This is a genomic window from Pseudomonas sp. G2-4 (assembly GCF_030064125.1).
In the GTDB taxonomy this organism is placed as follows: Bacteria; Pseudomonadota; Gammaproteobacteria; order Pseudomonadales; family Pseudomonadaceae; genus Aquipseudomonas.
Map to the genome: position 1 here is coordinate 3,236,845 of NZ_CP125957.1, position 12,841 is coordinate 3,249,685.

Here is a 12,841-nt window from a genome sequence, read left to right on the forward strand (position 1 = left end):
TCATCACCTATGGAAAAATGAATTGATCGAAACTGACCGCGGCGCCATTGGGCATGGTGATGCGGCTGCTGTAGAGCCCCAGGCCCTCGGCCAGCAGCGACAGATGCAGGCTGGCGTGCCCTTGGGCATCGGCCTGGACCCAAATCCGCATGCCTTGTCCTGCGCTCGCCGAACGCACCGGCTGGGGCTGCAACGTCTGTACGTCGAAACCTTCCAGCCACTCGCCGGCCAACTCCACTTCCAGTACCGCGTTGGGCTGGCCTTTGAGGCGAATAATCAAGGGATTGGTGGACCCGTTGCGGTGGAACATCTCGTACTCGATGCCAAGGCTGCTATCGCTGCTTTGTAGATCACGCGAGCTCAGGGGACCACGCGAGAACAACCCAAGCAGGGTCAGGAACACCAACAGCACCAGGACGTACCAGCCCACCCGTTCGAAACGCCAGACCTTGAGCTGATACGCCATGTCTTCGCGTACCGGAAACATGCGGCTGCGAAAATCCTCGGGATCGGATTGACGGGACATCTGCACCTCCTCTACCTGCATTCACCGCTGAGGGCCCGTTGATGAAAGTGCTGCAGTTGAACAAGGGCGTGTTCGGCGGCCCACAATTGCACTTGGCTGCGACTGCCGAAAAAGCGTTCCTGGCGGCTGAACAGCGCCCGGCGGCCGTTGACATCGAACGCCCAGGCAAAGCACACCGTACCGGCGGGAATACCGTCCATGTCGTCGGGGCCGAGAATGCCCGTGGTGGCAACGGCGACGTTGGCATTGGCGTCGTGCAGCGCGCCGAGGGCCATCTCCTCGGCCACTTCACGGCTGGTGAGGTTGTACGTCTCGATGGTTCGTGGATTGACCCCCAGCAGCCGCTGCTTTGCCTCCGGGGAATACACCACGTAGCCGCTTTCGATCAGCGAACCACTGCCCGGCACCTCGGCCAGCAACGTGACGATCTGGCCGGCCGTGCAGGATTCGGCCGTGGTCAGGCGCAGTTCATGGTCACGCAGGTAGTCGCAAATGGAGTGGGCAACGCTCATGGAAAAACGTCCTTTCAGGGTGCTGATGGGTTGACCCTTGCCGTTAGGATTCATTCCCTTTATCGCGCCGCTGCCCACACGCACCAAATAAATGAAACCCCTGTTCGTTCCTGTACCTCAAATTCATAAGGGCCTCACGCAGAGGCTGTCTTGATCAGGAGGTCGTCATGTCTGCGCCTTTCGTCAAACTGTTCACCCATCCCGAGTTCGCCTGGGCCGACATTCGTGAACAAGAACAGGCTCACCCGCGTCATTACTTGGCACATTTGCTGTTGTTGGCATTGGTCCCTGCTGTGTGCCTGTTCATAGGCACCACCTGGACCGGCTGGAGCCTGGCCGAAAACGAAACGGTACGGCTCAGTAGCGCCAGTGCACTTCAATTGTGTGTGTTGCTGTACCTGACCATTGTGGCCGGCGTGGTGCTCATGGGCACGTTCATTCGCTGGATGTCCCGCACCTTCGATGCTCGTCCAACGGTCAACCAGTGCATCGGTTTCGCGGCCTATGCCGCCACGCCGTACTTCCTGGCCGGGATTGCCGGGCTTTACCCCAGTCGTTGGCTGGCGGTGGCGGTGTTGGCGGCAGCCTCGGCCTATTCGACGTTCTTGCTGTTCGTCGGACTGCCGAAGTTCATGGGCCTCAAGAAAGAGCAAGGCCTGCTGTACTCGGCCAGCGTGTGGGGCGTAGGTCTGTTGGTGCTGGTGACCATCCTGGTGGAGATGATCCTGCTCTGGTTTAACGTCTTGCAGCCGGAATATCTGCGGTTTCCAGCGGGCTGAACATTCATCGCGGTTTCCAGCATTACAGAAGCTTTTGTGGCGAGGGAGCTTGCTCCCGCTCGGCTGCGGAGCAGTCGTAAAATCATAGACTGCGCCGCTTGAAATGGGCTGCAAAACGGGGCTGCTGCGCAACCCAGCGGGAGCAAGCTCCCTCGCCACAGGGGTTACTTGGCAGCTTTCTTCATGCCAATCCGCCGACGCATCTCAGCGGTGATGCTCTGGCGGGTTTTCTTCAGGTCGGCCCAAGGCTCGTGCCCCACCTCTGCCAAGCGTTCATGGACGTTGTGCACGTTCCACAGGTTTGCGCCCTTGAGCTCGGCCACTTCCTCACGAAAAATCGGCACCGACACTGGCAGCCCTTCCCGGGTGCGCGCGGCGTAGGCGCAAATGGTGGTAGCGCCCAGGCCATTACGCAGGTAGTCGATGAAGATCCGCCCTACCCGGTTTTTTGGCCCGGACACCGCCGAAAAACGATCCGGCAACAGCTTGGCCATGTGACTGACAATGGCGTGGCTGAACCCCTTGACCTCGTCCCAGCCCAGTTTGCGCGTCAGCGGCACAACCACGTGAATGCCCTTGCCGCCGCTGGTCTTCAGGAATGCCTTGAGGCCCAGCTCGTCGAGCACCGATAAAGTGAGCTGTGTCGCCTCCACCATGCTTTTCCAGGGCAGCGCCGGGTCCGGGTCGAGATCGAGGACAAAGCGGTCAGGCTTGTCCAAATCCACGGAGGTCGCATTCCAGGTGTGCAACTCCACCGTGCTCATCTGCACCGCGCCGATCAGCGCCTCGGCGTTGTTGATGATCATCACCGGTTGCCCCGTCAGGGCCTTGTCCAGGCTGGTGATACCGGGGATCGCCAAACGCTCGGCGTTTTTCTGGAAAAACAGTTCACCGGCGATGCCGTCCGGCGCCCTGACCAAAGCCACCGGACGATCCGCCAGCTCCGGCAGGATGAATTCAGCGACGCTGGCGTAATACTCCGCCAGTTGCAGCTTGGTGGTGCCGCTGGTGGCGTCGATGACCCGTTCCGGATGAGTGATGCGAACCTTGCCGTCCATGGCCGGTGCCGGACTGGTCTTTTGTTTGGCTTTCGCCTTGGGTTTGGCCGGGGGCGCTTCGGCTTCTTCCTTGGCGGTTTGTTTTTTCTTTTCTGCGGTCTTTTTCACGGGTTTCGCCAGCTCCTGGGTGATCGCCTTGGCCGGTTTATCGCTGCGCAGGCCATGAAACACCGCATGGCGCACCGAGCCCTCCTTGGTCATCTCGGCAAATGCCACTTCGGCCAGCAGGTTCGGCTCGAGCCAGTGCACGCCCTTGGCTTCGTAGCCTGTAGGCGGATTGACCACGGCGGGCTTTTTCGTCTTCAGGGGCAACAGCTGCTGGTGGATGCTCTTGAGGGTGGTTTCGTTGAACCCGGTGCCGACCTTGCCGGCGTAGCGCAATTCACCACTGTCGGCATCATGCAGGCCCAGCAGCAAGGCGCCGAAAGCGCTGCGCGCGCCCTTGGGGTCGCTGAACCCGACCACCACGAACTCCTGGCGATTCTTGCATTTGAGCTTGATCCAGTCGTTGCTGCGGCGGGATACGTAGGCGCTGCCCAGCCGTTTGCCGATCAGTCCCTCCATCTGCATCTGGCAGGCGCTGTTGAGCAGTGCTTCAGGGGTTTCTTCAAAGGCATCGGAAAACCGCAGCAGCGGGTTTTCGTTTGCCTCCAACACGGCCGCCAGGGCAGTTCGCCGCTGCTCCACGGCTACTTTGCGCAGATCCATGCCATTGAGGTAAGGCAGGTCAAACAGGTAATAGGCGATTTTGCCACTGCTGCCGGCCTCAAAGGCATTCTGCAGGGCCTGGAAGTCCGGCACGCCCTGGGCGTTGGCAACGACCATCTCACCGTCGAGCCAGGCGGACTCCAAGCCCAGCGCGGCCAGGGCTTCAGCCTGCTTCCGCAGCTTATGGGTCCAGTCATGGCCGTTACGGGTGAACAGCCTGACCTCGCGATTTTCGATACGGACCATGACCCGGTAACCGTCGAATTTAATCTCGTAGAGCCATTCGCCGTCGGGGGCGCTGTCTACCAATGTCGCCAGTTCCGGTTTGAGCGTCTCGGGAATCGGTCCGGCCACCGCGCCGCTGAGGCGGGTCTTCGAGGTCTTTTTCGTCGACTTCGGCTTGGCGGCTTTTTCCGGCGATTTCACCGGTTTGGCTGCGGCTTTGGCTGTGGCGGCCTTGCCCCGACGCTTGGGCACGATGGTGCGGTCGCTGAGCACGCTGTCCGGTGCTTCCAGCACCACGTCATAGTCGCTTTCGGGACGGGCGGCTTCGTCCTGATGCTTGATCAGGAACCACTGCTCCTGCTTGCCAGGCATGTGGGTGCGCACCAGGTTCCACAGGCCGCTGAGCTTTTCGCCTTGCAGCTCGAACTTGAGCCGGCCTTTTTCATAGGCCTCGTGCGGATCGCCTTGGGGAATCCACGCGCCCCGGTCCCAGACGATGACATCGCCGGCACCGTAGTGGCCTTCGGGGATGCTGCCCTCAAACGTCGCGTAATCCAGTGGATGATCTTCGACATGCACCGCCAGGCGCTTGACCTTGGGGTCCAGTGACGGTCCCTTGGGCACTGCCCAGCTCTTGAGCGCACCGTCCAGCTCCAGGCGGAAGTCGTAATGCAGTCGTGAGGCATCGTGCTTCTGGATGCAGAACTGCAAGGCGTGGGCGCTTCTCGCCGATCTGCGGGAGCGCTTCGCCGCCGGCTCCGAGGTGGCGGTGAAATCGCGCATGCGGTTGTAATCATCCAGGGTCTTGCTACTCATGGCCCACCTGCAACCTGCGGCAATGCCGGATCAGCCACCGGCATCCCGGCGGTTTCCGCCAGCAACTGATCGACGACCCGGCTCAATGCCTGTTCGGTGGAGTCTCCCAGCAGCAACCCTTGTTCGTAGACAACGATTTGCCGGTCGGCGCTGGTCCCCTCCTGCACCATGCGGCGTGCCTGCTTGAAGACGTCTTGAACCCCCAAGGCGGCAGCCGTGTCGCCAAAGGTTTCTTCTGCAACCGTCAGCCACTCACCGATAAGCATGGGCTGCTCCTGCCCCTCAGCGATGAACTCCGCCAGAATCCCGTGGCGTTTGGCCCGCCAGCGGTTTTCCTTGAGCATCCAGTGGGACATGAGGCTGAAGTTGCCACCCGGCCGGGGTTGAGCAACGGCATGGGCGACCATCAGGCGAAACAGCGAGACGAGGCACAGGACGTCTTCGATCCGAGGGCAGGCATCGCAAATGCGTAATTCCAGCGTGGGGTAACGCGACGATGGTCGTATGACCCACCAGCAATCGCTGGGTTGGCGAATGGAACCGGTGCGCATGAGCATGTCGACATAACCGGCGAAACCCGACTCGTCCTCGAAGAACTCCGGGGCGCCCATGCGCGGCCATTCATCGCAAGCGACTTGGCGATAGCTGCTGAACCCACTGTAGGCACCGTTCCAGAACGGTGATGAAGCGCTCAGCGCGAGGAACATCGGGAGCCAAGGCAAGACCTCGTTCATGACCCGTACCCGATCCTGGGTCGCGGGCACCTCCACATGCACATGCAGGCCCGACAGCACGCTGCGTCGCGCCACGCGCTGGTAATCGTCGAACAGTTGCTGGAAATGCAGCTCATCGGTGGGTTGCAGCACCTGCGTGGCCATCGGGTGGGAACCCGCACTGAGCAGCCCCAGGCCATAGGAGGCCAGGCGCTGGTTCAGGCCCGTACGCACCTGGGTCAAGTAATCGGCGGCCTCGGGCAGGCTGCGGAAGATGGGCGATGCCATCTCGACCTGGCTCTGGAACATTTCATGGGCGAAATGCTTGCCCAGCACGCTCCGGCACGCTGCGACAGCATCCGCAGGGGGTTGGCCGGGCATGCAGCGGGTTTGCAGGTCGGTGATGAAATACTCCTCTTCAATGCCGAACTTCATGCGCCTGTTCATCGATAGTCCCTCCGATACCCGCGCCGATGCGGGTTACAACCAACGCCACCACGGCGATCCTTTCCACGTCCTGATAACCCGGCGTGAGCAATTCCTCACCAAATACATCCGGGTCCAATTCTCGATAAGTCCAGCCGAATTCCGCTGAGTCACGCCATGGCCCCAGGGCTTCGAGAAACGGGTCCCGGCCATCGACCATCGCCACACCGGTATAGAGCACCAACGAGCCGCCCGGTGTGAGCCTGGGCAAGGCCTGCTCGACGATGCGCAATGACAGCCCGGCCCCGAGCACCCCGCCGCCATGGCGATACGCTCGCTCGGAGGGGTCAGCCATGTACGGCGGGTTGGCGACAATCAGATCGAAGTTGCCCTCCACGTCCTGCAGCACGTCGCTGCGGGCGATTTCGACATTGGCCACCTCGGCCAGCGCCGCATTCACGGCACTTAGACGCAGGGCCAATGGGTTGATGTCCAGGGCCAACACCTGAGCCTCACGCCGGGCCCGGGCAATCACCAGGGCCCCGACACCGGCGCCACAACCGATGTCCACGGCGCGATGCACTGCTGTGAAATTCTGTTGCAGATGAGTATGGATCAGTTGTGCGAAGCGGTAGCTGTCCGGCCCAAAAAACACCGCATCGCTGGCCTGGGTGGGGAATTGCGAATGGGCAAACAGCAAACCGTCCAGGCTCGACCAGCGCACCCGGCTGTGCAATAGACCGTCGCGCTCCTCCAGTACTTCGGCTTCCTGCAATTGCCGCTGCTCATCGGCGCTGATCAGCCCCGGGGCGAACGGCCGCGACCAACCGAACACGTCGCGCAGTGTCCTGGACCGCTCGTTGCCGGGCCGTTGGTTGACCCGTTCGTGGGTCAGGGGCGTCGGCGTAATGAAACGATAGCCGTCAGCTTGCAGGCGGCGGCCCAATTGCAGCAATGCCAAGTCCGGTTCGGACAAGCGTTCTTCTGGATTCATGCAGGCTCCTAGCGCAGTGCGGACTTGAGTTCGATAAATCGACGCGTCGCCAGCAGACCGGCCGGATGGCTGTGGCAACGGGCCGAGAGCCAGGGCATCAAAATGAGCATTTGCTCATCGGGCGTCTGGCCTTGCAGCGCTTGTTGCAGGCTTTGCACATCGGGGTCTTCCACTGGCGTTTGCGGCTCACACGTTGCCCCGTGACTGCGTCGAGGACCTGACCGCGGCCCCTGCTCCAGCCAGTCCCCCGCGATCCAGTCGTGCAACAGTTGCTTTTCATAAGGGCTGAACACCCCGAACATGGCTGCCCCCGCGCCCTCGATCAGTGTCCAGAACCGGCTGTTCTGGGGATCTTCGTGACGTTTGATCCAGCCTTTGTTCTGCATCGCCGCGAGGAACCCTTCCAGTTGTCCCGGTGCCGAGAGCCACTGATTGACGGTCTTGCCTTCGAACTTGCAGTAGTCGGAATGCATGTGCTGGCCGAATGGACGCTTGCGTTCGAGCATGGCCAAGACTTCACGGTAGAGGTCGAACGACTCGATGATTGCCCGGCTGCCCTGCCCCAAGTCGTTGAGGCGATAGCCCAGGGTGACCCGGCGCCAGAAGGACTCGCGGTCCGCTTCCATCGGCATCAGCTGCAGCAACGACTGTACGGCCTTATGGGCATGGCCCGTGCTGGCGTTGTCGATGGTCACGTGGAGGGTGAAGTAGTACGGGTCGATGTCCAGTTCGCTCAGTTCATAAGCGCTGATCAACAGGTGCAAGGGCAATTGTTCGTAGCCCAGGTTGTAGCCGATGACCTCTGGCAGGTATTCATCGCCCGCGTAACCCAGGGCCAGTTGCACCGCACCTTGGAGGTAGCGCTCGTCGTCGATGTCCGGGGCGTCCAGCAACCCGTGCTCGGCGAGTAATTTGCGATAGATCACCACATGGTTTTGCGAGGGATTACCGTCCCCCAGCTCTTCCAGATAGGTGCACAGCAAGCCTTCGAAACGGTGGTCGTGCCAATGCTGGAGCACGCCATACAGCCAGGCCCCGTCTACGAGCTTGGTGGGGGCGACGGCTTGCAGGAAATACAAAGCATGGGCCTTGCTGCTGAAGAACTCTCGCGCACCGCCGCTTTTGCGTCGATCCAGGTACTCGGCATATTGCTGAGCCACGCCGGCACTGTGTTGCTCGACCCAGGTTTGCAGGGCCATGGGGTCATCGGGTATCTCTTGGGGCAGTGCCGTGGCCTGTTCAGCGCATTGTTGGATGAACGCTTGGGCGGCGGCTTGTTTATCAGCATCGTCGGGGCCCTGCAGCAGCCGTTCATAGCATTTGCGTACGGTCCCGGTGGCAGTGACCGGTTGCACGGTGGCAGGTCGGGATCGGAGGGTTGTCAGCGCAGTCATAAGGGCCTCTGGATTCTCTACAGGACGCTGAGTCAGTACGTCTCTACTTTTGCAGAGCGCTGTGAGCGACGAAAAATTCCCTTGGGTTGAAAGGCCGCCGGATAAACGGAGCCGTACCGTTTTGGCGGGAACCCTCGCTTCGCTTCGGGCCTCGAATACTGGGAACCTCTTTAATGTGAAAGAGCGCTTATCCGTGGCGAGGGAGCTTGCTCCCGCTCGAGTGCGTAGCGCTCGCAAGTTTTAAGGGCCGCTTCGCAGCCCAGCGGGAGCAAGCTCCCTCGCCACGAAAAATAGATGCCAGCCAACACTGTCTGTGTGGACCTTCCCACGCCGGGCGATACCCAAGGAGCACCAATGATTTTCACTGTATGGGTAGCGGTGCTCGGTGCCGTGTTGCTGACCCTGGCCCTGACCTCTTCGTACCTGCGCTGGATGCCGGTCACCACCTCGGCAATGTGCCTGGTGCTGGGCGTTGCCATCGGGCCGGCAGGGCTTGAGCTGCTGAAGCTGGACCTTGGCGATTCCTCAATATGGATGGAACACCTCACGGAAGTCGCAGTGGTGTTTTCGCTGTTCGTCAGCGGCCTCAAGCTGCGCCTGCCGCTCAAGGACCGGACCTGGCGTGTGGCCTATGGTTTGGCCGGGCCGGTGATGATCCTGACCATCGCCGGCCTGAGCCTGGCGCTGCATTACCTGTTCGGCCTGGGTTGGGGCGTGTCGTTGCTGATCGCCGCGATACTGGCGCCTACCGATCCGGTGTTGGCCGCCTTGGTACAGGTCAACGATGCCCGGGACGATGACCGGGTGCGCTTCGGTTTGTCTGGCGAAGCCGGATTGAACGATGGCACCGCGTTCCCCTTTGTGATCCTGGGCCTGTTGGTGCTGAGCGCGGACGGCAACGGCTTTCTCGGAGAATGGGTGCTGGGCAGGGTGCTGTGGGCTGTGCCGGCAGGTTTGCTGGTCGGCTACTGGATGGGCCGCGGCATTGGCCGGCTGACCCTGTCCATGCGCATCAAGAACGCTGACAGCACCCTGTCACCCAACGACTATTTGGCCCTGGCACTGATTGCCCTGGCCTATGTCGCGGCCGAGGCGGTCCACGGCTACGGTTTTCTCTCGGTGTTCGCCGCGGGCCTGGGCCTGCGCCAGGCCGAGGTGCAGTCCACCGACGAAAACTCACCGCCGGCCGAGCACCTTGTGCAGCCGGTGGTCGGTCATGAAGCTGTCGAACCCCGACAAGCGGTGCTGGGGGATACCGAATCCCTGGATGACGGCCAGGTGGCGGCCGGCGTGATGATGAGCGACATGCTGGCATTCGGCAGTTTGGTGGAACGCTCCATGGAAGTGTTCCTGGTGACGCTCTTGGGGGTGGTCATTGCCAATCACTGGGATTGGCGGGCCTTGTCCGTTGGCGCGTTGCTGTTCGCGGTCATCCGCCCTTTGAGTGTGCTGGCGATGCCTTGGGGGCGATTGCTGGACGGGCCGCAACGGCTGCTGATCGGCTGGTTTGGCATACGCGGTATCGGTAGCTTGTTTTATCTGTTCTATGCCTTGAACCATGACTTGCAGCCAGACGTGGCCAGGCTGTGCATCAACCTGACCTTGTCGGTGGTGGCCTTGAGTATCCTGGCCCATGGGTTGAGCACCCAGCCGACGCTGGCTTGGTATGAGCGTCGTAAGCGATCGAACTGAGGGCTTTTGGGGTCGCTTCGCGACGCAGCGGGAGCAAGCTCCCTCGCCACGATGATGGCTCAAGGTTGGGGGCGCCTCAGCCTACGGGGTCGGTCACCTGGATCAGGATTGAATACGCCCCCAGCAACACCCAGAACGTGGCGAAGATCCACGGCGTACGCACCGAAAACAGCAGCGACTTGCGGTAGCCCTTGTGGGTCGATTCTCGCTCGCTGAACAAAGGGGATTCGTCGTAGGCCAGGCCCATCAAGGGTTCGGCGCGTAGCAGTTCGCTTTGCTTGAAATGCCAGTGATCAATGATGTCGTAGGCCGCGCGAATGCCCGGCCAGGCGTTGAGCGAACTCAAGAAGCCCAGCAAGGCCAGGAATGGCGGCACGATCAAGGTGAACAACTTGCCCCATTCCGGGTTCAAGTTGGCCATGCACGAGGCAAAGGCGATCACCAGGAACGATTGGGCCGCCAGGTAGGCATCGGTTCGATTGGCCAGGATGCTGGTTTCGTATTGGATTTCCCGCCGATAAAAATCCAGGCGTTCCTTGGGGGAGCCGAACAGCTTGGCGTTGTGCTCGGTCAGTTCTTCTTCCGGGGTTGGACGGGTAAGTATTCTGGGCATTGCGCAGGTTGTGCCTCGGTGATGACTCGGACTCATTTAGAAGAACCGGGCACAAGGCAAGTTCAAGCCGATGGACCGAAGGCACGGCAAGGCTTCAATGAAACGCCCTCCGATCATCCGTGTCTCTAGAACATCAACAGTGTGAGGAGGGATCTGTGGATTATCTCGGATGGGTTCAATGGCCAGCGATGATGGTCACCGTGCTGGCCGCCTGGTTGATCGGCTCACGCCAGCCCCGACGCAGGGTGGCGGGGTTCAGTTGTTTCATCGCCAGCAACATTCTGTGGGTGATCTGGGGACTGCACTCGAATGCCTATGCGCTGATCGTGTTGCAATTTTGTCTATGCGCGATGAATTTGCGTGGGTTCAAGAAAAACACCGAGTAGGCAGGTGCTTTCCTGTTCTTGAGCCTGGGCGGCTATTACTTCATCGTCTGCCCAATGATCTGCACCAGATCGAGCTGTTTGAACGGTTTGGTCAGCCGGGGCAGTTGGCTGGCGAAGCCTTCCAGACGTTCGGCGTAACCGGTGGCGAGGATGATGGGCAAGTCCGGTTGCCGGTCTCGCAGTTTTTTCGCCAACTGCGCGCCGTCCATCTGCGGCATGGCCATGTCGGTGATCACCAGGTCGATACCCTGATTGCACTCATACAGCTCTAGCGCCTGAGCCCCCGACGCAGCGCACAGCACCCGGTGCCCCAGGTCTTCGATCAGCAAACGGGTGGAGGTCAGCACCAGGCTGTCATCGTCGACCACTAGCACCAACAACTCATGCACCGGTGGCGCTGCAACCTCTTCGGTTGACGCTTTGCCCGGCGCCAAACTGTCAGCCACCGGCAACCACAGCTGCGCAGTGGTGCCCATGCCCTTCTGGCTCCTGAGCGTCAGTCGGCCACCTAATTGCTCGGCCAGGCCGTGCACCATGGACAACCCCAGGCCGGTGCCCTTGCCGACGCCCTTGGTGGTGAAAAACGGATCCACGGCAGAGGCCAGCGTTTGCTCATCCATGCCCTCGCCTTCATCGGTGATCGACAGGCAAATGTACCGCCCGGGCGTCATCGGCTTATCTGGTCCGGCCTGGTGCCCCTGCCGCTCGTCGGCTGTAATCACAATGCGTCCACCGTTGGGCATGGCGTCCCGGGCATTGGTCGCCAGGTTGAGGATCGCCAGTTCCAATTGGTTGACGTCGGCCCATACGGGCGACAGCACCTCGGTGAAGTCGGTCTGGATGTGAATCGAAGGGCCCATGGAACTCTGCAGCAAGCCGCTGATACCGCGCACCAGCGCCGACAGCTCGACCGATTCAGACGTCAGCTTCTGCCGACGGGCAAACGCCAGCATGCGCTGGGTCAGCGAAACACCGCGCAGCGCGCCCTGGGTCGCGTTGTCCAGCAACTGAGTGAGTTTCGGCTCGACCGGCATGCGCTTGCGTACGATTTCCAGGTTGCCGAGGATCACCGTCAACAGGTTATTGAAGTCATGGGCGATGCCGCCGGTGAGCTGACCGATGGCTTGCAGCTTCTGGGACTGGAACAGCGCTTCACGGGCCTGTTCAAGGGCCTGCTGCGCCTGGGTGGCATCGGTGATGTCACGGGTGATCTTGGCAAAGCCCAGCAGCGTACCGGTATCGCTGCGGATCGCATCGATGACCACGTGCGCCATGAACCGGGTGCCATCCTTGCGCATGCGCCAACCCTTTTTTTCGAAGCGCCCCTCACTGCAGGCAATGCTCAGCGCACGCTGCGGCTCACCGGCGTCGCGGTCCTCGGGGGTATAGAACATCGAAAAATGCCGACCGATGGCCTCGGCCGGAAGGTATCCCTTGATCCGCTGCGCCCCCAGGTTCCAGTTAGTCACCTGACCGTCCGGGTCGAGCATGTAGATGGCGTAATCGGTGACGCTTTGCACCAGCAGGCGAAACTGCTGCTCGCTTTGCTTGAGGGTTTCCTCGGCCATCTTGCGATCGGTCAGGTCGCGGGTAATCTTGGCGAAACCGAGCAACGCGCCGCTCTGGCTGTCAATGATCGGGTCAATGACCACGTGGGACCAGAACAGCGTGCCGTCCTTGCGCACCCGCCAACCCTCACCCTCGAAACGGCCCTCGCGCAGGGCCGTGTCCAGCGCCCGTTGCGGCAAGCCGGCGGCACGGTCCTGGTCGGTATAGAAACGGGAGAAATGCTGGCCCAGGATCTCGGACTCTTCGTAACCCTTGAACCGCTTGGCGCCGGAATTCCAACTGGTGATGATGCCCGAGGGATCGGTCATGTAGATGGCATAGTCGACCACGGCGTCGATGAGCAGGCGAAATCGCTGCTCTTCGTTTATCAGGGCGGTCTTGGGGGCATTGTCGAGCATCTGGCCGGGGCATCCGTATGGATTTTTTGCGG

Annotated in this window: 11 protein-coding genes; 3 read left to right on the forward strand and 8 right to left on the reverse strand. The window is 61.1% G+C overall.

Annotation, left to right across the window (positions count from 1 at the left end):
* Window positions 1–7 precede the first annotated feature (7 nt).
* Together QNH97_RS13880 and QNH97_RS13885 are read right to left on the reverse strand one after the other, a co-directional pair.
* Window positions 8–526, reverse strand: coding sequence for a hypothetical protein (locus QNH97_RS13880; RefSeq protein ID WP_283557353.1), 519 nt, complete (start codon window positions 524–526; stop codon window positions 8–10).
* Between the two features lie 11 nt (window positions 527–537).
* Window positions 538–1,038: a CinA family protein gene (locus QNH97_RS13885; RefSeq protein WP_283557354.1), complete on the reverse strand. Its 501-nt coding sequence runs from the start codon at window positions 1,036–1,038 to the stop codon at window positions 538–540.
* A 167-nt stretch (window positions 1,039–1,205) separates the two neighbouring features.
* Between QNH97_RS13885 and QNH97_RS13890 the strand changes: the two genes are divergently transcribed.
* The gene (locus QNH97_RS13890) at window positions 1,206–1,817 is read left to right on the forward strand and encodes a Yip1 family protein (protein WP_283557355.1); all 612 of its coding nucleotides are present in this window, start codon (window positions 1,206–1,208) and stop codon (window positions 1,815–1,817) included.
* Window positions 1,818–1,981: 164 nt separating this feature from the next.
* Here QNH97_RS13890 and ligD read toward each other — a convergent pair whose 3' ends face one another.
* From ligD to QNH97_RS13910, 4 genes are read right to left on the reverse strand one after another with little or no spacing between them, the layout of a single operon-like run.
* The gene (gene ligD, locus QNH97_RS13895; RefSeq protein WP_283557356.1) at window positions 1,982–4,624 is read right to left on the reverse strand and encodes a DNA ligase D; all 2,643 of its coding nucleotides are present in this window, start codon (window positions 4,622–4,624) and stop codon (window positions 1,982–1,984) included.
* The gene (locus QNH97_RS13900; RefSeq protein ID WP_283557357.1) at window positions 4,621–5,784 is read right to left on the reverse strand and encodes a carboxylate-amine ligase; all 1,164 of its coding nucleotides are present in this window, start codon (window positions 5,782–5,784) and stop codon (window positions 4,621–4,623) included. Before QNH97_RS13900 ends, ligD begins: the two co-directional genes overlap by 4 nt.
* Window positions 5,756–6,757 carry a methyltransferase gene (locus tag QNH97_RS13905; RefSeq protein ID WP_283557358.1) on the reverse strand — a complete coding sequence of 334 codons (1,002 nt, stop codon included), beginning with the start codon at window positions 6,755–6,757 and terminating at the stop codon, window positions 5,756–5,758. Before QNH97_RS13905 ends, QNH97_RS13900 begins: the two co-directional genes overlap by 29 nt.
* An 8-nt stretch (window positions 6,758–6,765) precedes the next feature.
* Window positions 6,766–8,151 (reverse strand): iron-containing redox enzyme family protein, encoded by a 1,386-nt coding sequence (locus tag QNH97_RS13910; protein WP_283557359.1) that lies wholly within the window; start codon window positions 8,149–8,151, stop codon window positions 6,766–6,768.
* A 354-nt stretch (window positions 8,152–8,505) separates the two neighbouring features.
* Here QNH97_RS13910 and QNH97_RS13915 point away from each other — a divergent pair, with 354 nt between their 5' ends.
* Window positions 8,506–9,843, forward strand: coding sequence for a cation:proton antiporter (locus QNH97_RS13915; protein WP_283557360.1), 1,338 nt, complete (start codon window positions 8,506–8,508; stop codon window positions 9,841–9,843).
* Between the two features lie 76 nt (window positions 9,844–9,919).
* Here the strand turns inward: QNH97_RS13915 and QNH97_RS13920 are convergent, their stop codons facing one another.
* Window positions 9,920–10,456, reverse strand: coding sequence for a hypothetical protein (locus tag QNH97_RS13920; protein WP_283557361.1), 537 nt, complete (start codon window positions 10,454–10,456; stop codon window positions 9,920–9,922).
* Between the two features lie 155 nt (window positions 10,457–10,611).
* Here QNH97_RS13920 and QNH97_RS13925 point away from each other — a divergent pair, with 155 nt between their 5' ends.
* Window positions 10,612–10,842 carry a hypothetical protein gene (locus QNH97_RS13925; RefSeq protein WP_283557362.1) on the forward strand — a complete coding sequence of 77 codons (231 nt, stop codon included), beginning with the start codon at window positions 10,612–10,614 and terminating at the stop codon, window positions 10,840–10,842.
* A 35-nt stretch (window positions 10,843–10,877) separates the two neighbouring features.
* Here the strand turns inward: QNH97_RS13925 and QNH97_RS13930 are convergent, their stop codons facing one another.
* Window positions 10,878–12,809 (reverse strand): hybrid sensor histidine kinase/response regulator, encoded by a 1,932-nt coding sequence (locus tag QNH97_RS13930; RefSeq protein ID WP_283557363.1) that lies wholly within the window; start codon window positions 12,807–12,809, stop codon window positions 10,878–10,880.
* Between the last annotated feature and the right edge of the window lie 32 nt (window positions 12,810–12,841).